19 protein-coding genes, 1 tRNA gene and 1 other RNA gene are annotated in these 23,285 nt (G+C 29.5%); 6 read left to right on the top strand and 15 right to left on the bottom strand.

What is annotated here, in order from left to right; all coding sequences use genetic code 11:
• Window positions 1-31: 31 nt before the first annotated feature.
• Genes SJY17_RS10795 through ribB form a run of 4 tightly spaced genes read left to right on the top strand, consistent with a single transcriptional unit; the run spans window position 32 to window position 6,651 of the window.
• Window positions 32-2,446 carry a DNA translocase FtsK gene (locus SJY17_RS10795; protein ID WP_397362567.1) on the top strand — a complete coding sequence of 805 codons (2,415 nt, stop codon included), beginning with the start codon at window positions 32-34 and terminating at the stop codon, window positions 2,444-2,446.
• Between the two features lie 4 nt (window positions 2,447-2,450).
• Complete coding sequence (locus SJY17_RS10790; protein ID WP_397362566.1) at window positions 2,451-3,095, top strand: outer membrane lipoprotein carrier protein LolA; 645 nt, start codon at window positions 2,451-2,453, stop codon at window positions 3,093-3,095.
• Window positions 3,096-3,101: 6 nt separating this feature from the next.
• Window positions 3,102-5,447: an LptF/LptG family permease gene (locus tag SJY17_RS10785; protein ID WP_397362565.1), complete on the top strand. Its 2,346-nt coding sequence runs from the start codon at window positions 3,102-3,104 to the stop codon at window positions 5,445-5,447.
• A 49-nt stretch (window positions 5,448-5,496) separates the two neighbouring features.
• Entirely contained in the window at window positions 5,497-6,651 is a 1,155-nt protein-coding gene (gene ribB / locus SJY17_RS10780) for a 3,4-dihydroxy-2-butanone-4-phosphate synthase (protein ID WP_397362564.1), read from the top strand.
• Window positions 6,652-6,657: 6 nt separating this feature from the next.
• Here ribB and SJY17_RS10775 read toward each other — a convergent pair whose 3' ends face one another.
• The 6 genes from SJY17_RS10775 to SJY17_RS10750 form a co-directional block, all read right to left on the bottom strand.
• The gene (locus SJY17_RS10775) at window positions 6,658-7,872 is read right to left on the bottom strand and encodes a hypothetical protein (protein ID WP_397362563.1); all 1,215 of its coding nucleotides are present in this window, start codon (window positions 7,870-7,872) and stop codon (window positions 6,658-6,660) included.
• A gap of 26 nt (window positions 7,873-7,898) precedes the next feature.
• Complete coding sequence (locus SJY17_RS10770; protein ID WP_397362562.1) at window positions 7,899-8,693, bottom strand: T9SS type A sorting domain-containing protein; 795 nt, start codon at window positions 8,691-8,693, stop codon at window positions 7,899-7,901.
• Window positions 8,694-8,733: 40 nt separating this feature from the next.
• On the bottom strand, window positions 8,734-9,729 hold the full coding sequence (locus SJY17_RS10765) for a hemagglutinin protein (RefSeq protein WP_397362561.1): 996 nt from the start codon (window positions 9,727-9,729) through the stop codon (window positions 8,734-8,736).
• Window positions 9,730-9,880: 151 nt separating this feature from the next.
• Complete coding sequence (locus tag SJY17_RS10760; protein ID WP_397362560.1) at window positions 9,881-11,074, bottom strand: DegT/DnrJ/EryC1/StrS family aminotransferase; 1,194 nt, start codon at window positions 11,072-11,074, stop codon at window positions 9,881-9,883.
• Between the two features lie 101 nt (window positions 11,075-11,175).
• Window positions 11,176-11,643 carry a thioredoxin family protein gene (locus tag SJY17_RS10755; protein ID WP_397362559.1) on the bottom strand — a complete coding sequence of 156 codons (468 nt, stop codon included), beginning with the start codon at window positions 11,641-11,643 and terminating at the stop codon, window positions 11,176-11,178.
• A 73-nt stretch (window positions 11,644-11,716) separates the two neighbouring features.
• Window positions 11,717-12,346, bottom strand: a complete 630-nt coding sequence (locus SJY17_RS10750) for an NAD(P)H-dependent oxidoreductase (protein WP_397362558.1) — start codon at window positions 12,344-12,346, stop codon at window positions 11,717-11,719.
• A gap of 200 nt (window positions 12,347-12,546) precedes the next feature.
• Here SJY17_RS10750 and SJY17_RS10745 point away from each other — a divergent pair.
• Window positions 12,547-12,631 (top strand) — tRNA-Ser (locus SJY17_RS10745).
• 86 nt (window positions 12,632-12,717) lie between these two features.
• On the opposite strand, the gene SJY17_RS10740 is transcribed toward SJY17_RS10745, so the two are convergent.
• The 4 genes from SJY17_RS10740 to SJY17_RS10725 all read right to left on the bottom strand — a co-directional run bounded on the left by SJY17_RS10740 (window position 12,718) and on the right by SJY17_RS10725 (window position 18,401).
• The gene (locus SJY17_RS10740; RefSeq protein WP_397362557.1) at window positions 12,718-15,762 is read right to left on the bottom strand and encodes a P-loop NTPase fold protein; all 3,045 of its coding nucleotides are present in this window, start codon (window positions 15,760-15,762) and stop codon (window positions 12,718-12,720) included.
• 255 nt (window positions 15,763-16,017) lie between these two features.
• A complete protein-coding gene (locus tag SJY17_RS10735; RefSeq protein WP_397362556.1) occupies window positions 16,018-17,397 on the bottom strand; it encodes a sugar porter family MFS transporter in 1,380 nt (459 codons plus the stop codon).
• A 148-nt stretch (window positions 17,398-17,545) separates the two neighbouring features.
• Window positions 17,546-18,001 carry a pyridoxamine 5'-phosphate oxidase family protein gene (locus SJY17_RS10730; RefSeq protein ID WP_397362555.1) on the bottom strand — a complete coding sequence of 152 codons (456 nt, stop codon included), beginning with the start codon at window positions 17,999-18,001 and terminating at the stop codon, window positions 17,546-17,548.
• 22 nt (window positions 18,002-18,023) lie between these two features.
• Window positions 18,024-18,401, bottom strand: a complete 378-nt coding sequence (locus SJY17_RS10725; protein ID WP_397362554.1) for a hypothetical protein — start codon at window positions 18,399-18,401, stop codon at window positions 18,024-18,026.
• Window positions 18,402-18,522: 121 nt separating this feature from the next.
• Between SJY17_RS10725 and SJY17_RS10720 the strand changes: the two genes are divergently transcribed.
• Complete coding sequence (locus SJY17_RS10720; protein ID WP_397362553.1) at window positions 18,523-20,037, top strand: patatin-like phospholipase family protein; 1,515 nt, start codon at window positions 18,523-18,525, stop codon at window positions 20,035-20,037.
• Here SJY17_RS10720 and SJY17_RS10715 read toward each other — a convergent pair.
• The 5 genes from SJY17_RS10715 to ffs form a co-directional block, all read right to left on the bottom strand.
• A complete protein-coding gene (locus tag SJY17_RS10715; RefSeq protein WP_397362552.1) occupies window positions 20,034-20,678 on the bottom strand; it encodes a hypothetical protein in 645 nt (214 codons plus the stop codon). The two genes, SJY17_RS10720 and SJY17_RS10715, sit on opposite strands and share 4 nt — an antisense overlap.
• A gap of 172 nt (window positions 20,679-20,850) precedes the next feature.
• Window positions 20,851-21,504, bottom strand: a complete 654-nt coding sequence (gene fsa / locus SJY17_RS10710) for a fructose-6-phosphate aldolase (RefSeq protein WP_397362551.1) — start codon at window positions 21,502-21,504, stop codon at window positions 20,851-20,853.
• Window positions 21,505-21,712: 208 nt separating this feature from the next.
• A complete protein-coding gene (locus SJY17_RS10705; RefSeq protein WP_397362550.1) occupies window positions 21,713-22,129 on the bottom strand; it encodes a hypothetical protein in 417 nt (138 codons plus the stop codon).
• Window positions 22,130-22,174: 45 nt separating this feature from the next.
• Window positions 22,175-22,975 (bottom strand): SDR family oxidoreductase, encoded by an 801-nt coding sequence (locus SJY17_RS10700; RefSeq protein ID WP_397362549.1) that lies wholly within the window; start codon window positions 22,973-22,975, stop codon window positions 22,175-22,177.
• 148 nt (window positions 22,976-23,123) lie between these two features.
• An RNA gene (ffs, locus tag SJY17_RS10695) (signal recognition particle sRNA small type) lies at window positions 23,124-23,222 on the bottom strand.
• Window positions 23,223-23,285 lie beyond the last annotated feature (63 nt).

The raw sequence follows: 23,285 nt of genomic DNA, 5'->3' as shown, positions 1-23,285 counted from the left end.
TTTGTATTTTTACACAAACTAAAACCCAATAATGGCGAAAGCAAAAAAACAGACTAAAACCAAAAAGAAAATTAGCCTAAAAACACCTAGTTTTAAGTTGAGTAGTCAACAAAAACTAGTGTTAGGTAGCTTTTTAATTATTTTAGGTGTATTGTTTTTTATTGCTTTTTTATCCTTTTTATTTACAGGAAAAGCAGATCAAAGCACATTATCTGAGTTTGCTTCTAGAGACGTAAAAACTAATAACTGGTTAAGTAAACTTGGTGCTTGGTTAAGCGATTTGTTTATACAACGAGGTTTTGGTATAGCGTCGTTTATTTTTTCTGGATTAACATTCCTTTCCGGAATCTATGTTTTAATGGATTTAAGTAAAGTAAAATTACGCAAACATTGGTTTTGGGGACTTTTAGTTATTATTTGGCTGTCCATATTTTTTGGTTTTTTTACTTATAAAAATGATAGTTTAAGTGGTGTTATTGGTTTTGAAATTAATAGTTTTTTTCAAGATTATATTGGTAAAATAGGAACCATCTTTTTATTAGCGTTTGCATTTATTAGCTATTTAGCTATCCGATTTAAATTTACGCCTCAACGCATAGCTTCGATATTTAAAAAAGCTAAAAATGATATTAAAGACGACTTTAAAGAGGACTTTGTACCAGTTGACAATGCGCATTCAGACGAAGCTGAAGCAATAAAAACAGCTTTTAAAGTTGACAAAGATGTTAAGCCTACAATTAGTAATCATTCAAAAATTGACGATTCAAAAGAATTAGAAATAGAGCTTAAAACTACTGAGAAAACTGTAGTAACTCCTAAAACGGAAACAATTTCGCATAAAATAGAAATTGAAGAACCAAAAGTAGAAATTGAAGTTGAAGCTGTAAAAGAAGAATTGTCTGAAACAGACAACTTAGCAAATAAATTAGTGGAAGACTTTGGACAGTTTGATCCTACTTTAGAATTAGGAAATTATAAATTCCCAACCTTAGACTTACTTAAAAAGTACGATAACGAAGGTGTTACCATAAATCAAGAAGAATTAGAAGAAAACAAAAACAAAATTGTTGAAACATTAAACAATTATAAAATTGGTATAGCTAGTATTAAAGCTACAATAGGTCCAACAGTTACACTTTACGAAATTGTACCAGAAGCTGGTGTCCGAATTTCAAAAATTAAAAATTTAGAGGACGATATAGCTTTATCATTATCTGCTTTAGGAATTAGGATAATTGCTCCAATTCCTGGAAAAGGAACCATTGGTATTGAAGTCCCAAATAAAAACTCGACAATAGTATCAATGCGATCTGTAATAGCGTCGCAAAAATTTCAGAATTCAGAAATGCATTTACCAATAGCAATTGGTAAAACTATTAGTAATGAGACTTTAGTTATTGACTTAGCTAAAATGCCTCACTTATTAATGGCTGGAGCAACGGGTCAAGGTAAATCTGTTGGTTTAAATGCTGTATTAACCTCTTTATTATATAAGAAACATCCAGCTGAAGTCAAATTTGTTTTAGTAGATCCTAAAAAAGTAGAATTAACTCTATTTAATAAAATAGAAAGACACTATTTAGCTAAACTTCCAGATGAAGCTGAAGCTATTATAACAGATAACACTAAGGTAATCCATACTTTAAACTCGCTGTGTATAGAAATGGACAACCGTTACGAGATGCTTAAAAACGCATTATGTCGTAACATAGTAGAATATAATACCAAGTTTAAAGCACGTAAATTAAATCCAAATGATGGTCATGCATTTTTACCATATATCGTTTTGGTAGTTGATGAGTTTGCAGATTTAATAATGACAGCTGGTAAGGAAGTAGAAACACCAGTAGCACGATTAGCACAATTAGCACGTGCAATTGGTATTCATTTAATTATTGCAACACAACGTCCATCTGTAAACGTAATTACAGGTATTATTAAAGCCAACTTCCCAGCAAGAATAGCCTTTAGAGTATCTAGTAAAATAGATTCTAGAACCATTTTAGATGCTGGAGGAGCAGATCAATTAATTGGTCGTGGTGATATGCTATACACACAAGGTAATGATATGATACGTGTACAATGTGCATTTGTGGACACACCAGAAGTAGAAAAGATTGTTGATTTTATTGGTGCACAAAAAGCATATCCAGACGCTTACCTATTACCAGAATATGTTGGAGAAGAAAGTGGCACAAGTCTTGATATAGATATATCAGACAGAGATGCTCTGTTTAAAAACGCTGCCGAAATTATTGTTACAGCACAACAAGGGTCTGCGTCTTTACTACAACGTAAATTAAAATTAGGTTACAATCGTGCTGGTCGTATCATAGACCAATTAGAAGCAGCAGGAATTGTAGGTGGTTTTGAAGGTAGTAAAGCAAGACAAGTGTTAGTACCAGATTTGGTTGCTTTAGATCAATTATTATCAAATGAAAATTAATACAATGAAAAAATTAGTTATCCTATTTTTAAGTATCACTTTTAGTTTTAACGCTATCGCTCAAAACAGTGATGAAGCAAAAACATTATTAGACGAAGTCTCTGTAAAAGCAACAAGCTATGATAATATATCCATAGACTTTAAATATGTGTTAGAAAACACAGAAGAAAACATTAAACAAGAAACTAAAGGAGATGTGGTCATGGAAGACGACAAATACCGATTAAATATTTTAGGTATTACACGTATTTATGATGGTACAAAAATTTATAGCATCAGTCCTGAAGACGAAGAAGTAACTGTATCTAGTGGTAGTGATGAAGATGAAAGCACAATTACACCTAGTAAAATGTTATCTTTTTATAAAGAAGGGTTTACCTATGATATGGATATTGTACAAGATGTAAGTGGTAGAAAAATTCAGTTTGTAAAATTAATTCCAATAGACTCAAACTCAGAGATTAAATATGTTTTATTAGGAATAGATACCAAAACGAAGCACATTTATAGATTAATTGAAATAGGAAAAAACAGTACAAAAACAACTTTAACTGTTAATTCTTTTAAAACAAATGAGCCTTTATCAAAAACCTTATTTACCTTTGACGAAAGTAAATACGAAGACTACTACATTAATAAATTGGATTAATCCTAAGTGAAAATATTAGATAGGTACATACTAACTACATATCTTAAAACTTTTATCAGCGTGTTTGTTATACTCATGCTGATTTTTGTTTTACAAGCTATATGGCTATATATTAAAGAATTAGCTGGAAAAGACCTTGATATGATTACGGTCTTTAAGTTTTTAATGTACATTACTCCTACTCTAATTCCTTTAATTTTACCGCTTACCATACTATTAGCTTCAATAATGGTATTTGGTAATTTTGCAGAAAACTACGAGTTTGCAGCAATGAAATCTACTGGTATATCACTACAACGTGCTATGTCAGGTTTAGGGATTTTTATAGTTGGGTTATCTATCTTGACCTTCTTTTTTAGTAACAATATAATTCCTTGGGCAGAATATAACAGTCATAACCTAAGAAAAAATATTGCTAAAGTAAAGCCAGCTATGGCTATTGCTGAAGGACAATTTAATGATATTGGAGAATCCTTTAATATTAAAGTAGAGAAAAAATCTGGTGAAAACGGAAAACTTTTAGAAAATATAACCATACACAAAAAAAATGGTAACAAGTATTCTGGTAATAATATAGTGATTGTAGCAGATCATGGAGAGCTGGCTAGTAAAGAAAATTCTAATACACTAAAATTAATCTTATTTGATGGTTATTATTATGAAGACGTTATGCCTAAAAAAACTGCAGAACGTAACAAAAAACCATTTGTAAAAACAGAGTTTAAAAAGCATGTCATGAATATTGATTTGTCCGAATTAAATAATATTGATTTAGACGAAAAAAATGTAGACAACAAGTACACCATGCTTAATGTAACAGAATTAAACTATACCATAGACTCCTTAAAAACCCAAAGAACTGAAACTATTGAAGAGTTTTCTACTGCTTTATTAAGTAGAACAAATTTAGGGACACTTAACTTAAATGTAAAAACTAAAAAAGACACTACTTATAATGGCGAAATTTTAGATGTCTTTAAGACCAAACGTAAAATTCAAGTGTTAGACTATGCCATAAATAGCATAAATAGTACACAGCAAATTATAAAATCTAAAAAGAAAGGATTAGAAGGAAAAAATTCTTGGATTTTTAAACATGGTATACAACTTCATAAAAAGTTTGCATTAGCAATTGCCTGTATTATTTTATTTTTTATTGGAGCTCCTTTAGGTGCTTTAATTAAAAAAGGAGGTCTAGGTCTACCAATGGTTATTGCAATTGTATTATTTTTAAGTTACCATTTTATTGGTCTATTTGCAGAAAATAGCGCTAAAAACGGAACATTAAACCCTGTCCTCTCTGCATGGTTTTCTACCTTGATATTATTTCCTTTAAGCATCTATTTAACCAGTAGAGCAACAGCAGACAAAGGATTGTTTGAAACAGATGGTGTACTAGATCCATTAAAAAAACTATTTGGCTTAAAGAAAAAACCTGTATTAGCAGGAGCTAATGGTCTTGCTGAAACTTCTGAAGCATTTCAACAATTAAACGGATTAGACAATAACCAATTAATTGATCTTCAGAAAAATTATAGACAGTATAATAAGACAATCGAGCATAAAAATAGCGCTTTATCCATTTTAAACAAACGAGGAATAACAGAACAAAATCTAAAATTAACAGGAAACTTAGTCAATCATAAATATGAAGACGCTTTAAGACTTAAACAAGCCTATGATGAGGATTCCAAATTAGCATTAGTTTTATATGTCATTGCTTTTATTTGTGTTATTGTTGGTAGTATTTTAAAAAATAATAAATTTCCAACAATAGGTAATATTCTATTTGTATTTGGAATTGTTATGCAAATAGTATTCATTTTTGCTTTAGTAAAAGCCTTTTCAAAGCAATCTAACTTATATAAACATTTAGATAAAGACAGTAATATAAATGGTATTATATATGCTTTATTTGGTTTTCCAATATACATCGCATTGTATTTTATTGAAAAGAAAAACATAGAAAAAGATTTACATATTGCAAAGCAAGACAAAAAGGCTTCTAAAAAACTAAAAAACACTTCTACTATTGATACTTCTAGTGTTGATACCTCTAATATTGAAGACCATTCTAATTACAACATACTATCAAAATTAAGTCTAATTTTCTTTAGTATTGCTTTTATATTATTCGTTTTATACTTTGTATTTAAAAACAATAAATTACCTCAATTTGCCAATTCTGGAATACAAATTAGCGCTATATCTTATATTGTTTTCATCTTTAATTATATAAAATCTACATTAGAATTTAAAAGGATTAAAAAAGGAAATCTATTAACAACACTATTAGGTATTATACTATATCCAATAACTCATTTTTTTAGACGTCAAAAAATCAAGACTTAGTTTTTTGTAACTCATAAAATGCAATATCTTTGCATAACAATTAATTGATATGATTACCACAAAAAAAGAACGTCAGACTACATTTAAACTAAATACTATTGAAGAAGCTATCCAAGACATTAAAGCTGGAAAGGTCATAATAGTTGTTGATGATGAAGATAGAGAAAATGAAGGCGATTTTCTTGCTGCTGCAGAACTTGTAACTCCAGAAATGATAAATTTTATGGCTACTCATGGTCGTGGTTTAATTTGTGCTCCTTTAACAGAGCATAGATGTGAAGAGTTAGATTTACATATGATGGTAAGCAATAATACAGATCATATGGAAACTGCATTTACAGTATCTGTAGATTTAAAAGGTAATGGTGTAACTACTGGTATATCTGCTTCTGACAGATCTCATACTGTACAAGCTTTAATAAATCCAAACACTAAGCCTTTTGATTTAGCAAGACCTGGTCATATTTTTCCATTGGTAGCAAAAGAAGGAGGTGTATTAAGACGTACTGGACATACAGAAGCTGCAATAGATTTTGCTAGACTAGCAGGTTTACAACCAGCAGGAGTTATTGTTGAAATAATGAATGAAGACGGAACTATGGCACGTTTACCTCAACTTATTGAGGTGGCAAAAAAGTTTGATCTAAAACTAGTGTCTATTGAAGATCTTGTTGCTTACAGAATGGATCATGATTCGTTAATTGAAAAGAAAGAAGATTTTAATATTGAAACTAGGTTTGGACAATTTAGATTAAGAGCTTATTTACAAACTACAAATAACCAAGTACATATTGCATTAAGCAAAGGAGAATGGTCTAATGACGAACCTGTTTTAACTAGAATAAACTCTACATTGGTAAATAATGACATTTTAGGAACTTTAACCAACAATGCAGACAAGAAGTTAGACAATATGTTTAAGCTTATAAATGATACTGGAAAAGGTGCAATTGTATTTATAAATCAACAAGCAGAGTCAATGAATCTGCTACAACGCTTATCTGTTTTAAAAGACAACCAAAAACCAGGTACTATAGCAAAAGCTCCAGCTATAGCTATGGATAGTAAAGATTTTGGAATAGGTGCGCAAATACTACACGATTTAAACATCCATAAATTAAAACTTATCTCTAATACGCAACAAACCAAACGTGTAGGAATGATTGGTTACGGATTAGAGATTGTGGAGTATGTAGGTTATTAAAATTATTTACAGTTTATAGCCTTCAAACCAGCTTCCTGTTCCATCAATATTAACATTATTTCCTGTAGAAAAATTTCTTAAATTCACAAACACTTCTTGTCCAGCATTTAAATAATAAATACCACTAACATTTATTTTTACATCATCACCATCCACTATTTGAGTATAGTTTATACCAGTATCTACATTAAAATGTATTCTAAAAAAAGCACTTGTTACAGTATTAGATTGCCTTACAACAGCATGTAAATAATAATATCCAGATTCTGGAACTACAAATCTGTCTGTAGTTGTATTAAAAGCATTAGCTGTATCATAGACCTCAATATCCCAAATATCAGTCTCTACTGTAGTTCCTCCTGCCAAAGGTTTTACTGCAAAACCATTTCCTCTAACTTTAAAAATAACTTTATCTCCTACTGCATTATCAACATATGTTTTTACAGCAGCTTCTGTTGGTACAGCATTATTACTATTTCCTGTTAAAGTACCATCTGTAGAAAACTCGTTAATACTTGTTCCTGTCTCTAATGATAAACCAGAATTGCTTAGTGACATTTTTTGTTCATATCCATTAGCAAAACTTAAATCTGTATCTAATTGAAATCTTAAAAAATCGCTAACGTTTTCTATTCTATAAAAACTATGTGTTCCATTTTCATCTCCATTTTTAAATTCTAATTTAGAAGTATCACCTAATTGAGGAACAACTAAACTAATTCCTGCATTATCAATATCATTAATCTCTAAACGCTCAGTTGGTGTCGCAGTACCAATACCCACGTTTTCATCTTCAAGGTAGACTAAGTCTGTATTTTTTTTCCAAATTTTATCACCAGATGCAATAGCATATGGTACCGTTTTAAACTCAGTTATTCCCATATCTACCAATCCACTTCCTGTATTTATTAGTACTTGCAAAAAATGTACGTCCTCTGACCAATCAACAGTACTAAAAGCAGCACTACCAGATACTAAAGTACCTTCTCCAATATTTACAATAATAACACCATTTGCATCTGTGGTTGGTGTATGAGTTTCAGAATACACATTAGTTTGCGCTACACCTTCTAGTATATTAAATTGTACCTGAATTAAATCGTTAGTTATTGGATTTCCGCTTCCATCTTTTACAATTGCTTTATAGTTTATACCTTGTGCTTGCAATAATCCTATTCCTGTAAAAAGGAAAACTATTGTTGTTATTATTAATTTTTTCATGATTATATGTTTTTATAATGATTGACTTATTTTTTTACAACTCTTTTGGTTACCGTTGTTCTATTTGTTTTTAACTGAAGTAAATAAACTCCACTAGGAAGTTTACTTAAATCCATTGTTTCTGGTAATTTTTGGTTTAAAACAATTTTTCCAGTAATATCAAATAATACAGCAGACTCTATTTTAGCTGAAGCTTTTATGGTAATACTGTCTACCGTTGGGTTTGGATATATTGTAATTGATGCTTCTAACATCTCTGCTTCCACTACACCAAGTGTAGAAAACATAAAGTTTTCTAATCCTGCTGCTAAACCTCCAAAATAATCTTGTGTTGAAGTGTTATCAATATTAGAATTATAAAAACTATCTAAAACACCAGATGCTCCAATTGCTATTGGGTCTGAATTATCAAGAAAAGCAATCTCTCCATTACTTGGCATTGTACTTAAAGAAAAATACACTAAATCTATTTGGTCACCAGCGTTATGAGCGATTAGTGATTGACCTGGTGGATTGTTAAATAAAAAGACATCTTTAGTTCCGTCACCTAACCCTTGACCTGTTAAAAAAGCAGCATCAAATTGTTGGACTTGCCATGTTCTTGCTGCTAATAAACTAGTAGCATTAATAATATCGTCTGATCCAGCAGGTAAGACTAATGCAAATCCCATATCTGATGCATCAGTACTAGCACTAAAATCTGGAATAGCTACAATTTTAAAATCGAAGTTTCCTGTGCTAACAATTCCGTAAGTATAGGCTTGTGCTAAGCTTAAAACGGAAATAAAAAGTAATAAAATAGTTGAGTAAAAAGTTTTCATAATTTAAAATTTAATGGATTAATAGTGATTTATATGTGTTTTAATTTTCGTCTGGTATAGTTGTAGAAATTGTAAAAGTTGGGCTATTAAAGCCATTATCTGGATGCTGCAACACATTATCTTTTATAATGTTACTATCGTTGTCAGAGCCTGAAAACTGTCCATTTCCGTCTAAATCAACATCCATATAATTATAACCTACAACAGTATGAGTAACTGAGCTAAATCCGTTTGCAGGATCGTTTAAAACGTCGTCTTTAATAATGTTAGCGTCATTATCTGATCCTGAAAAACGAATTTGACCATTATCATTTACGTCTCCAGCCCATAAGGCTAAATTTCCATTATCTAAAACAACCTGTGCATTTGTACCAAAGGTTGGTGTTGTAGTTTCTGTAAAGTTGATAGCTGTAGTAGTTTTAGTTAACGAAATAGGATTTTGAGACATCACTCCTAAATGATTACGATGTTTTAATACTACATAGTAGTTTTTTTCTGCAATAGCAATAGATAAAGTAGAAACACCATCTAAAGCCACAACGTCTCCATCACGCTGTAATAATGCTGATCTACCCATAATTTTGTTTCCAGTATCCAATTCGTCTCTAAACTCTAACCATATCCAATCTAGTATATCATCTTCAGCTAAACCAACACCAGAAGAGCCTCCTGTATTAAATACAGATGCACCAACTAAAGCTGCATCTTCAAAAGGTGATGTTGTTGGTAGTAAGGATGTTTCACGTAAGTCATCATTCATTAAACCAGTGGTTTCTGGGTTAATAATTGCACCTTGTAAAAAGACTTTTGGATTAATTTTGATTCTGATAAATCTGGTTAAAAACCCTTCAGATAATTGAATAGTTGATGTTGATCGTTCTGCAACATTAACTTCTCCTATAGTATAGATTAACTCTATATCTGGAGTATTTGAGACTGCTCCACCACTATCAATGGAAAATTTTTCTATGCTTTGAGAATAAGCACTACTTGCTAAACAAAAGAGAGTTAGTAAAAAAAAGTAGTTTGTTTTCATTATTAAATAGTATTGGTTAATTACTACTTAATAGAATGCGTTTTAAAAGGTTAACATCTTAAAATAAAAAAGCTCCAATTAATTAAAATTGGAGCTTTATTTTATATAAAAGCTGACTTTATAGTTATTTATAAGGTGAAAGTACGTGGTTTTAAAGCACTTTTTTAACAGCTTCAACCATTAGTTTAGCTCGTTTTTTAACTTCATCTTCAGTCCAAGACATTTTGATTAAACAAGAAATATTTCTGCCAATAAAATGATCACTTTGGTCAAAAGATTTTTTACTAAGCAAACTTAAAGCGTCTTTTATTTCTTTAGATAAAGGAAATAAAGATTTGGCCTCTTTTAAATGATTCCATTTTCTAACATAATGCCAGTTATTATCAAAGTAGTTCCAACAAACGTCTACTCCACTTTCTTTAAAACCATTAATTGTTTTTCTTGCAGTGTCTAAATCTGGTAAAAAGAAATTTAAAAAAGCATAACTTTCTTGTCCTCCTTCAGGAACTGTTCTAAAAGTAACTTCAGGAATTTTAGATAAAGCCTCTCTTAAAATTGTGTAGTTCTTTTTCTGGACCTCTAAAAACTCTGGCAAGCGCTTTATTTGTGCTAAACCAACTGCTGCATGCAATTCTGAAATCCTGAAATTATAACCTAAAAAAGGATGTGTTTCTGCTCCTCTATCGTTTCCTTCATGGTCATGACCATGATCACTAAAATGATCTGCATTTGTATAATACTGTTTATTATTTGTAATAACAGCACCTCCTTCTCCACAAGTAACTGTCTTTACAAAATCAAAAGAAAAACAGCCTAAATCTCCAATACTACCTAAAGGTTTATTATCATAACGTCCTCCAATTGCTTGACAAGCATCTTCAACCAAAAGTAAATTGTGTTTATTACAAACCTGAGAAAGCGTTTTCATATTAGCCATGCTTCCACACATTTGCACAACCATTACAGCTTTAGTTTTTGGTGTAATAGCAGCTTCAACCGCTTTAGCATCCAAACCTAAAGTATCATCAATGTCTACTAAAATAGGAATTGCACCTAATAACAGTATAGCCTCAAAACTTGCTACAAATGTAAAAGTTGGCATAATAACCTCATCTCCAGCTCCAACACCTGCACTTGCTAATGCTACAGAAACTGCAGAGGTTCCGTTGGATACTAATTGTACATAATCACTCTCTAAAACGTTTTTTAGCTCGTTCTCTAAAGCTTTTGCTTTCCAGTGACCATTACGCATGCCATCAAAGCCATAACGCATTAAAACACCATTATCCATTACATCTTGTAATTCTTTCCGTTCTAAATCTCCAAAGCGTTCAAATCCTGGCATAAATTATATATTGGTTAAAAATCAAATCTAAAAGAATTTAAGCAATAAAAAAAACGTCTAAAAATTAATTTTAGACGTTTTTAAATATTGTAACTTAATTGTTAGTAGTTTTCTAAAACTGCATCTACAAAAGCAAAATGCCTATCAGTTTCTCTTAAAAAGGTGTAACCAGATAATTCTCCAATAACATTTAATTTATCATTTAATGCTACAAGATTTGGGTAACCTCCTGATGCGTTATATTTACTAACTACTTTTTCGTTTTTTTTCAATTGTTCTTCAGAAATAACATCTGTCCGTCTAGGCATATCAATCATAACTAAAACAAACTTTTCTGCTTTTTCTTCAAACGCTTCTGTATTAAAAAAATCCTTTTTTAACATCTTACAAGGTGCACACCAGTCGCTTCCAGTAAAGTATAATAAAATTGGCTTTTCTGAAGCTAATGCTTCTTTTTTAGCTTCATCTAAATCGGTTAACCAATTTAAATTAGTCATATCTTCATCTTCTTCTTGCGCACTTACTGTAAATGAAACACATAGGACAAATAATAAGAGTATTTTTTTCATTTTATAACGATTTTAAAGCTTTACAAAAGTATTGTTTTTTATGAAATAACAATAATCTTGCCACTTTATTGTATTAACGCATAATTATACTTTCTTCTATTGGCTTTCTTACTTTTTTTAATTCAGCCATAAAATCGTCATCAGATCTGTAACCAATTGGCATTACTAAAACAGACTTTAAGTGTTGTTCTTTTAAATTTAAAACACGATCATAATCCTCAGGATTAAAACCTTCCATAGGACATGCATCAATATTTAACAAAGCACAAATAGTCATTAAATTACCCATTGTTAAATAGGCTTGTTTAGTTGCCCAAACTTCCTTTTCTGTTTGGCTTTTGTTATTAAACTCTTCAATTAAAAAGGTTTTAAAAGGGTTTAATATATCGTCTGGTGTATTTCTAATCTCTTTAACTGTTTTAAAATAATTTACAATGTAGTTTGTATCTATTTCTGTTTCAATACAAAAGACTAAAAGATGAGACGCTTCTGCAACTTGATTTTGATTAAATGAAAAAGGGACTAATGCTTTTTGTATCTCCTTATCTTTTAAAACGACTAATTTAAGAGGTTGCAAACCATAAGAGGTTGCTGTTAAATTAAAAGCTTCTGTTATCGTTTTTATATCTTCAGGAGAGATTATTCTTTCTGTATTAAAGCTTTTTGTAGCATAACGCCAATTAAGCTGTTTTATAATATCCATATTGTAATTTTAGTCAAAAATAACGCTTAACACTTTAAGAATAATAAAAAGTAAATAGATTTATATTATTACACTATTTAATAGATTTGTATTTAACTGAATATTAGTTTTTTAAAAAAAATTACATTTTTTATTTGAATAGAACTAAAAACCTATCTATATTTGCACTCGCATTTGGGGAATACCCAATGAGGCACTTTGGAGAGTTGGCAGAGTGGTCGAATGCGGCAGTCTTGAAAACTGTTGAGGGTCACACCTCCAGGGGTTCGAATCCCTTACTCTCCGCAAAAGAAAAACCATAACGAAAGTTATGGTTTTTTTGTTTTGTTATAAAATTGCAAATTAGTATTCGAAATCTAGTTTTTTATTGATTATAAGCCTAGTATATCTTTAATATCACTAATCTCTATTTTACTACCATGTTTATTTTCTTTATCGAATAACAATTTATTTAAATTTAATTCTGCTGCATTATTTAAATTCATGCTATTTATATAAGTATCAATATCTATTTCTTTTTCTAAATGCAATAATTGCTTACTTAAAACTGGATACATATCATCAATTATTAACCATCTAAATAATTTATTTGGATCAAACTCCTTACGCTCAGCAACTAAAGTATTCCTATACATTGTGTAATTATTAGCTAAACGTTTAATAGATCTTGGGTTTGGATTAATTAAGGCAAAATGATCTATAAATAAATGTTTTATATCATCATTTTTTTCGTCAAAAGTTTCAATAGCAATATCAGAAATATCTTGTTCACTAGCATTAAATTCATCTTCTAAACTCTTTAACACTTCTGGATTAGCAAATTTTCCTTCTTTGATATTTCTTGCTATTTTTTGTTTTAACTCAATTTTTTGATTATCACTAAGCTTTGTCTTTTTATCTAATTCACTTTCTTTAACACCTAAAATGTGATGCCAGTATTTTTGTTTTGTTCTTTCTGAAACATTAGGCATTCTTACTGAAAGTTGAAATGCTTTTTCTAGGAACAAATCACCTAATTGTTCATTATTTCTAGACACTTTATCTATAAACTCTTTATAATTATTTTCAAAACATGTAGAAATCCAATTTTTATCTCCTGCTACTACATATAGCACTTTTTTATCTTTAAACAGCGTTTGTATTCCTTCTAATAAATTAACTGTATAAGCTTTATTACAACGATCAATATCATCAATAAAAACTGCTATTTGATAACCTTGATCATTAATATTTGAAATTAAGTCGTTAAAATGTGTTTTGATTCTATTCATTGGATCTGAAGCTCTAAGAAGAAAGGATTTTGCTTCTCCAGATGATTTCATTAAAAAAGGTGTTGACAAAAATTTTGATAGTGAATATATTAAACCAATAACCGAACCTACACTAACTATTAATTTAGCAAAGACCTCTAAGGTTAAACCCTTTGTTTTATTATCAATATTTTCGGTTGAGGGTAATTCTGAAACAACAGTAATCAATGATTTACCATAAGCCAATAATAAACATCCAAAAATTAAAGATATAACTAATGTCATAATTTTATGCCAACCACTATACCAAATTACTCTACGTATATTTTCTCTAAATCTTAAACCTGGTCTATCAAAAAACCAATTAAATTTTGGTTTGGATTGTTGATAAATTTGATCTATAAATGACCACCAAGGTGGAAGAATGTGTTGATTTTGCCAAGCATTGTATTTTATAACAATCCATTTTTTTTGTGATGTATCTAAGTTTTTTTCAAGAAGATTAAGAAACGTAGATTTTCCAGAACCCCATTCTCCTTGAAGATGTATCATAAAAGAATGGTTTAAATCTTTGCTAGAAAATATTTCATTATTAATTAATCGTGCTAAAGATTTAGCAACAGGTTCTCGATTTAATCTATCAATAGTTTCAACATTATCTAAATGGAATGGTATTTTATCTGAATTTATTGATTCATTATCCTCTTGGCTATCTTCAGTGCTTTTATTATTTCCTATTTTAATATCATTATTTCTAATATTATTTTTATCGGACAACTTAATAATATCTGACAGTCTCAAAACCTCAATTACCTTATTGTAATTATCTGTAAGCCAGATTTTAAATTGAGTAACATCTTTATCTGTAAAAGATTCGTCAAAAAAAGCAAAATATTTATCTAAGTTATTTCCAGAAAAAAGTAAATCAATATCTGCAATAATTTTAGAATAGATATTCAACATTATTCTCTCATCTCTACTACCTGGTTTATACTTAGATTCAGTAGGAACATCTGAAAAATCTTCTTTTTTTAATATTACAGCAAAAGTTTTAGCTTTATCATCTGATAAATCAAACTTAATATTTGAACCATATAAGACACGAGTAAGTTCTATAACAAGGTTTAATTTATATTCGGCATTTAATGTATCTTTAATTAATTGACGAACTCTATCTTCATCATTTGCATCAACATTTTTATTCTTTAAACTATCCTTAAAAACTGCACTATATAATAAGCTAAAAATATTTAAGAAATTTGGTATATTATTAAAAATACTACTTAAAATTTGCTCAACATCTTTACTTTTTACTCTTGCAAAAGTCCTTCTATATTTACCTAAGTTTTCAATATCAATAGGCTTATCAAAAATATACCAATTTACTTCTAAATTGTGTCCGTCATTTTTATTATCAATCACTAAACCTATTCCTTTTACCCTTAAAAAACTAATACCTTGATTTGCAAAAGTAGATTTAATGAATATTATATCTCCTTTAGAAACTGAATTAACTGCATTAGTATCATTAGTTTCATGACCATTCTCCCATATCTTATTATCAATAAATCGGGATAATTGATCCACTCCATTCCATAAATGTCCTGCTACAAAATAGTTTACAAGTCCTAAACTATTTCTAAACTCTAATATTTCATTTTCGGTTTTTATATTATTTGGTTTTTCAACTTTTGAATGGTCTATTTTTTTGCTCGATATTTTAGGACCTGTTAGTTTTTGATATTCAGTATATACCTTTTCATCATCCTTTAACTCAGGTTGATTTGCCATATTCTTAATATCTATATTGTCAAAACTGAATTGCTGAATAGAATTATTTAATAGCGCATTATCAAAAGTATTTTTGTCTCTTATACTTAGTGTGTTTTGAAAAACTAAAATGTGAGATGCTTTTTCATTTGAATATAGTTTTTGTAATATCTCTTTTTGATTATTTACTTTTTGAATAATACGGTTTATATCCAGGCTTTTCATTAATGGTACAACTTCAACATAAAAATGCCTTTCAGTATCAGCTAAATCAAAAACTGTAAATTCTTTACTTAAAAGTCTAAAATCAATTTGAAGTTTTATTGAAAATTCTTTTTCTAATGCTAGTTTGACTAAATCTATGTATTCCCTTATATGTAAATTCTCTTTATTCAAAACTAAATTCTATTTTTTGGTTGAATTTTTGACATAACAATTCTAAGCAGTAAAAACTGTCTTGTATAGTTAGTTATATATTAATATGAAATTCTTAGGGATTATAAAAATAGCAATATGTAGGTTAAAACAAAGTAAAACATAATAATTTTATAGTTTATCATTTAGACAATTCTACAACAAAGGTTATTCTATTAAACAAAAAAAATCACAACCTAAGTTGTGATTTTTTATAATATAAACTAAACTTTATTTTTACTCTTTCCAAAACCCTTCAATCTCTTCTAAAGATTTTCCTTTTGTTTCTGGAATAAACTTATAGGTTACATAAACAATAATTAAAATAAACGCTATAAAAATAAAGTAAGGTAAAGAGCCATTCCATGGTGCATTATTATTAGTCTCGCTTCCCATAACCATAGGAAAAGATTGAGATACCACATAATTAGCTGCCCATTGTGCTGCTACAGCTACAGACATAGCTACACTCCTAATTTTATTTGGAAACATCTCTGACAACAATACCCAAACTACTGGTCCCATTGATAATGCAAAAGAAGCAATAAAGATTAACACTCCTATTAAAGATAACATTCCAACTTTTTCTTGTTGTAACGTAACACCTAATAATAAAAACCCAACAATCATACCAATTGATCCAATGTATAATAATGGTTTACGTCCAAACTTATCTACTGTAAACATGGCTACAAATGTGAATACTAAATTAACAAATGCTAATAATATTTGTTGTGCAAGTACATCTTCTTTTCCAAAACCAAGTGCTTTTTCAAAAATATCTGCTCCATAATATAAAACTGCGTTTATACCTGTAAACTGTTGTAACATAGAAAGCACTGTACCTATTGCAATAATAATAAAAACAGCTTTTGCAAAATAATTTACTTTTACACCATCGTCAGATTTGCTTAATGAGCTTTTTATTTGGGCTAATTCTTCTTCTGCTTGATCTTCTTCATTAATTTGTTTTAAGACTGTTAAAGCTTCTTCATCTTGACCTTTTAACGCTAACCATCTTGGGCTTTTAGGAACAAAAAACAAAAGCAATAAAAATAATCCACTTGGGATTAATTCTGACCAAAACATACGACGCCATCCAAACTCTATGTTTTCTGCATCAGTTAAATTATTTCCTATATAATAAGTCGCTAGAAACACTACAAAAAAACCAATTACAATAGCTAATTGATAGTAAGTAACCATACGTCCTCTAATATTTGAAGGTGCGATTTCTGCTATATACATTGGTGCGTTCATAGATGCTACTCCAATACCAAGACCTCCTATAATTCTAAAAACAACTAACATGTCTACGGTTTGTGGAAATAATTCTGGCAACCCAGAACCGTAAGCAGATAATGTAAATAAAATTGCCGAAATAATTAACGACCATTTTCTACCTATTTTTATACTTAATGGTCCAGCTACAATAGCTCCTACAAAACAACCTAAAAGTGCACTTCCAACAACCCATCCTTTTAATCCATCTGTTAATTGAAAATGCTCTGTTAAATAAAACTGAGCACCATTTATAACTCCTGTATCATATCCAAATAATAATCCTCCTAATGCCGAAACCGCAGCAATTAAAAGTAAAAAAACACCTTTTTTCATTTAATTAGTTTTTAGTTAGAGAATCAATATACTATTAAAAAGGTGCGTAAAAAATCAAAAATATTAGATGTATGGTTTTTGTATAGGTGTTATTGAGATTTTTAACTTTATTGAAGTTAAAACAGAATTCTACTTAAAGAAAATGGGGTTATGTGTTTCTCTTTTTTCCTGTAAAGTCATCTATTTTTATTAAAAAAACGGAAGGCATATTACCATTATAAGTTTTGCTTGAAAACTCTTCTATAAAACTTGCTTTTTTATGTTCCTTTTCTAAAATAGCGTCTTTTACTCCTAAAGAAAACTTGTGCAGATACGATTTTGCTTCACTTCCATATTTTTGTTCATATTGACCATGTATTAAAACAGATTTCCATTGAGTAACTGTTTGAATTGTGTTGACTTGTAAAGACACATTAGTATTAGCTCTCATTGCATTCATTTTATGTCCATCTGCAGAATAACATATAATAGCATTACTGTCTTTATCAAAAAAATAAGTAATTGGTATAACAAAAGGTTTGTTTTGGTAGATGTAACCTAAATGCCCAATATAATTATTATCTAAAATAAATTTAATTTCTTTCTCTTCTAAATTTTTAAACATAGTAAAGCTGTTTTTTAATTATTTAATCTTTTTTAAATTCGATGTCTAATTTTGCTAGCATCATAAGTTCTGATTTATTTGTTTTAGAAAAACTTGACGCTATTGCTATTGCTGTTGCAGTCGTTTTTTGCTTGATATCATCAGTAAATAAATTGCTATTATGGATTTTATAATCTAAAAAGCTATTAAAACACCTTTCTGCATTGTATTCATTATCTTCATTTAACCAATTAAATGACTCTAGTATAAAAGTAGCGTCGTTGTTCCAGTTTTTAGTTATAATCTCTTTTAGGGTTTCAATTTCTAATGGTTCTATTACTCCATCAGACATTGTTATTGCATAGAATAGTTTACCAAGATTTTGATAAAATTGCTTTAATGTATTTAGGTTATTATCCATTACTTGATTATTTATGTAATAAAGTTAATTCATTTTCTTTCAATTATTTATGACAATAATCAGTATTTGCTAATAAATCAAAACTATTTTACTAGCTTTATATTTCTAAATAATTAAATTTATGAGTCCTGTTTTTAATGCTATTGCATTATGTTTTTCTGGTGGTGGATATAGAGCTTCTTGCTATGCTTTTGGTAGTTTATCTTTTTTAGAAAAAACCAACTTATTAGAACAAGTAAAAGCATTGTCAACAGTTTCTGGAGGAACTATAACTGGAGGTAAATATGTACAATCATTAATAGACAATCAATCTTTTAATACTTTTTATGGCGATTATTATATCTGGTTACAAAACGATTTGTTAGCACAAAATGCACTACAACATATTAAAAACACTACAATTTGGAACCAAAAAGAAAATAAACACAAACACAAAAATCCAATTAATGCTTTTGCTATCGAGTATAACAAACTAACAAATAATCGTACGTTAGCAGATTTTGTAAATGCAAATACGCATTTAAATAGGATTAGTTTTAACGCTACCGATTTTACAAACTCAACCCAATTTAGGTTTCAAAACATTGATAAACCTGGACGTGTATTTGGGCATGGTAGTTTACCAAACCAATACAAAAAACTAGAAGACAAAATAAAAATAGGAGATTGTATTGCTGCATCTTCTGCATTTCCTGGTGGTTTTGAGCCTATTGCTTTTCCTTCAGATTTTATGCCTAATCCCAAAAGACTAAAAGATATAGGTTTAATGGATGGTGGTATTGTTGACAACCAAGGTGCTTCCGTTTTTTTAACTACCAAAGAAAGTGCTAATCCTTATAGTTTGTTTTTAATAAACGATGTATCATCACCTTACATTAATAAAACTGAAAATGAAGTTTTTAAATTTGCAGAATCAACAACTTTTTCCAACCTACTAACTGTACTTTCAAACCCAATTGTATGGCTTGCATGTATTGCTATTTGCGTATTTTCATTTATAAAAAATTGGTGGTTACTCTACTCTATTACTTTAATTATAGCTAGTTTTCAATTATTGATACAATTTGGATTATTTTCTGTAAGTAGAAAAATAAAAAAGCTAACAAATCTTACTGAAGACTTTAAAGTCAGTCCTAGTAGATTAGGCAACTATCTTATTAACCGTTTAAATAGTCTTTTGGTTATGTCTGGAGTGGTAATGCTAAAAAATGATAGACGTCAAAATGCAAATAAATTATATAAATCCTATAACGAAATTGCTATTACATCTGCAATCTACGAGTTGCGTTGTGAAAGTAGCGACAAGCCAGAAAATGCTTTAGAATGGGATAAAATTAAACCCTATACTAATACCATTTCTAAACCAATAAAAGATATTGCTAAAAATTGTGCTTCTTTTGGTACAACACTTTGGTTTGATGATGATGCAAAAGCCAGCAACATGCAAGATCAACTAATAGCTTGTGGAGAGTTTACAACTTGTTATAACCTTATAGCTTATTTAGTACGTTATCATGAAGATAAAATAAAAGGTCAAGATATTGATTTAACAACTATTTTTAACCAATTATTAAAGTATTGGGAAGCCTTTCAAACTAATCCATATTGGTTGGTAGAATCACGAAAAACAGATTAATAATCGTTAAAAATTTCTAATCCTTCCTCAAATCTTGACGCTTTTTCTGCAGCTTCTCTAATTCTTTGAGTATGATTATTAGTTTGCCATAAAGCAAAAATCAAAAACAAAACAAATCCAATAATATGGAATACTAACCATTTTGGCTCATCAATATTAGAAGGCTTTACAACTGCTAAAAAACAAGCTGCTGCATATACTAATCCATATAAAATAACATTTAGCAAAGAGATTAAATTGTTTTTTAACATTAGACGCATTCCAATATGTCCATAGCTTACAATATTTTGTCCAACTATTTTATTTATAGCTCTCTCTAAATACTGCTTATAACCTTGTAACCCAATTGTACGTTGGTATTGATACAAAACACCAGAAAGAATAAGTAAAACAAAAAATGGCAAAAACTGAAGATAAAATTTAGTATCAATATTTGTGTTTACTGCTTTATCTATAGCACTTACACCTTCTATTAAAAAAAAGACATAACCACCTGTTAAAACTAAAGCACCTTGAGTATAAAAAAATTGATTTCCTACAAACTTTTCAATTTTAGTATTAGTTAGCTCATAGTCTTTTAAAAGGACATCTAATTTACTTTTCTCTATTGCAGATATAGTTTCTTTGGTTGGTTTGTGCATCTTAAATTAATTATAGCGTTAAGCTTTAAAATTAAAAAAATCTTTTAAAACAAACGCTTAATTTTAAAATAGACTATTATAATAAGATTTAAAAATTCGTTTAAAAACAATAAAACCCAAGTTAAAAACTTGGGTTTTATATCTATAGTAGGTTGATTAAGCTTATTTAAGCCTAGTTTCCTTTTTTGTAATCTTCTAAAAATTTAGCTAAACCACTATCTGTTAAAGGGTGTTTTAATAAACCTTCAATAAATTTTAATGGTTCAGTCATAACATCTGCACCTAATTTAGCACAATCAATAACATGCATTGTATGACGTACTGAAGCTGCAAGTATTTCAGTTTCAAAAGCATAGTTATCATAAATGTGTCTGATTTCAGCAATTAAATTTAAACCATCTGTAGAAATATCGTCCAATCGACCAATAAAAGGTGACACATAAGTTGCACCAGCTTTGGCTGCTAATAACGCTTGACCTGGAGAAAACACTAATGTTACATTAGTTTTAATTCCTTTATCGCTAAAATATTTACAAGCCTTAACACCATCTTTAATCATCGGTAATTTAACAACAATTTGATCGTGTAATTCTGCTAAAGCCTCTCCTTCCTTAACCATACCTTCAAAATCTGTTGCAATAACTTCTGCACTAACATCACCATCCACAATGTTGCAAATGTCAACATAGTGCTTCATAATATTATCGTGTCCAGTAATTCCTTCTTTAGCCATTAAAGATGGATTAGTTGTAACACCATCTAAAATACCCATATCCTGAGCGTCTTTAATCTGGTCTAAATTAGCAGTATCAATAAAAAATTTCATTTAAAATATATTTAAGTTGTGTATATTAAATTATTTGGGCGTTTTAACAAGCTGTCACTACTCGGTCTCTTCAAGGAGCTCAGACAGAAAGCCTGTACTGAGCGAAGACGAAGTATTCCATCCTTAACGCAATGCAAAGTTACAATTTAACTTTAGCAAGTAAAATTAATGCCATTAAATTTTTAACAAAACACCAATAATTAACTAGTTAATTAATAATAATTGTATAATTCTCAGAAGTAGAATATGAGCACATGGCGTCTTCATAATCTCCAGTTTCTTCATCATAATACACAGGTGGATCTACATCTAGATATAACGTAAACTCAAACACACCTCTATTTAACGGAATACCTTCAAATATAACCGTTCTAAAGTCAATATACATATCTAAACCATCTGGTAAATCTCCAACAAGTTCAAAATAGTAATCATAATTATTATCTCTTGGTTCGTTTTTAATTCCTGCGTCAAATTGTTGGTTATAAATCTGCTGAAGATAACCTTCTTCTAGAGATATATCAGGTAGTTCAGGTCTTCGATTGATTACACATTCTAAAATATCTTCACAACTTGTAAAAGATAAAATACTTAAACAAAAACAAAGGGTTACTAATTTTTTCATAGTCAGAAATTATGAAAACATTAATATCAAAAAACATACCAAAAACTACAATTTGTAATGGTTTAGTAATAGTTTTTCATAAAGTTTATCTGGCAATAAAAACTTTAATACAATCGAAAATTTCTGCATAAAAGCACCAACTTTATAATGTATTTTTGGTTTTTTTGTATTAATAACTTGATACACTTTTTTAGCAACAGCTATTGGAGAACTACTATTATCTACATGCGCATCAATATCCTTTAATACGTTTGGATATTTTGTATAAGGAGATTCTTTTAAAACTGGAGCATGATAACGTCCTGCTGCGATGTTAGTTGCAAAATCACCAGGAGCAATATTGGTAAACTGAACACCAAAGTCTTTAGTTTCCATACGTAATGCTTCGGTAACAATCTCTAAAGCACCTTTACTTGCGCTATAAATCCCTCTGTAAGGCAATCCCATATAACCAGCAATGGATGTAATATTTATCACTAAACCAGACTGTTGTTTACGCATTTGTGGCAACACTGCTTTAATAACATTTATAGGTCCAAAAAAGTTAGTATTAAAGTTATGTTGGATTTGCTCTTGCGGAATTTCTTCTACAGCTCCATTAATTCCAACACCTGCATTATTAACTAATACATCCAACCTACCTTCTGCTGCAATAACCGTTTTTACTGCTTCTGCAATTGTATTTGTATCGTTAACATCCAAAGCAACCAATTTAAATTTACTATTAGTATACTTATCAGGATTACGACTAGTACCATAAACGGTAAATCCTTTTTGGGATAAAAATTCTCCAATAGATTTTCCTATTCCAGAAGACCCTCCAGTAATTAATAAAACTTTAGACATTATTTTTAATTAATAATTAGAACTGTAAAATTAATAATGAAAGTGATAAAACAGTCTAAAATGAAAAAAGATTTGTTAGAATTAACTAACAAATCTTAATTTTATATCTTTAAATCCTTCATTTTTAAAGGAAAATATAGTGCACAAAAAAAGGCAAGCTACCTACATCACACCGCTACGACCATTTACCTTTGCTTCGTTCCCGACCTGGAGGATTCAACAGGAGCTGGTTGTGTAGGACTTGCCAGTTGCAAAGATACATACTTTTAAATTTTTCACAATCATTTTTTATAATGAATTTTAATAAATA

It is taken from the genome of Olleya sp. R77988 (assembly GCF_044594215.1).
Lineage (GTDB): Bacteria > Bacteroidota > Bacteroidia > Flavobacteriales > Flavobacteriaceae > Olleya.
Note: the sequence above shows the minus strand (reverse complement) of the source record. Positions and strands in the feature narration are given on the sequence as shown.

Coding starts and splice junctions, on each gene's coding strand:
- ribB (WP_397362564.1), top strand. CDS start 5,497: ATGATTACCACAAAAAAAGAACGTCAGACTACATTTAAACTAAATACT.
- SJY17_RS10750 (WP_397362558.1), bottom strand. CDS start 12,346: ATGGATATTATAAAACAGCTTAATTGGCGTTATGCTACAAAAAGCTTT.
- SJY17_RS10795 (WP_397362567.1), top strand. CDS start 32: ATGGCGAAAGCAAAAAAACAGACTAAAACCAAAAAGAAAATTAGCCTA.
- SJY17_RS10705 (WP_397362550.1), bottom strand. CDS start 22,129: ATGAAAAAATTAGTAACCCTTTGTTTTTGTTTAAGTATTTTATCTTTT.
- SJY17_RS10730 (WP_397362555.1), bottom strand. CDS start 18,001: ATGTTTAAAAATTTAGAAGAGAAAGAAATTAAATTTATTTTAGATAAT.
- SJY17_RS10760 (WP_397362560.1), bottom strand. CDS start 11,074: ATGCCAGGATTTGAACGCTTTGGAGATTTAGAACGGAAAGAATTACAA.
- SJY17_RS10770 (WP_397362562.1), bottom strand. CDS start 8,693: ATGAAAACTTTTTACTCAACTATTTTATTACTTTTTATTTCCGTTTTA.
- SJY17_RS10790 (WP_397362566.1), top strand. CDS start 2,451: ATGAAAAAATTAGTTATCCTATTTTTAAGTATCACTTTTAGTTTTAAC.
- SJY17_RS10775 (WP_397362563.1), bottom strand. CDS start 7,872: ATGAAAAAATTAATAATAACAACAATAGTTTTCCTTTTTACAGGAATA.
- SJY17_RS10765 (WP_397362561.1), bottom strand. CDS start 9,729: ATGAAAACAAACTACTTTTTTTTACTAACTCTCTTTTGTTTAGCAAGT.
- SJY17_RS10755 (WP_397362559.1), bottom strand. CDS start 11,643: ATGAAAAAAATACTCTTATTATTTGTCCTATGTGTTTCATTTACAGTA.
- SJY17_RS10700 (WP_397362549.1), bottom strand. CDS start 22,975: ATGTCTAAAGTTTTATTAATTACTGGAGGGTCTTCTGGAATAGGAAAA.
- SJY17_RS10735 (WP_397362556.1), bottom strand. CDS start 17,397: ATGAAAAAAGGTGTTTTTTTACTTTTAATTGCTGCGGTTTCGGCATTA.
- SJY17_RS10715 (WP_397362552.1), bottom strand. CDS start 20,678: ATGCACAAACCAACCAAAGAAACTATATCTGCAATAGAGAAAAGTAAA.
- fsa (WP_397362551.1), bottom strand. CDS start 21,504: ATGAAATTTTTTATTGATACTGCTAATTTAGACCAGATTAAAGACGCT.
- SJY17_RS10725 (WP_397362554.1), bottom strand. CDS start 18,401: ATGGATAATAACCTAAATACATTAAAGCAATTTTATCAAAATCTTGGT.
- SJY17_RS10720 (WP_397362553.1), top strand. CDS start 18,523: ATGAGTCCTGTTTTTAATGCTATTGCATTATGTTTTTCTGGTGGTGGA.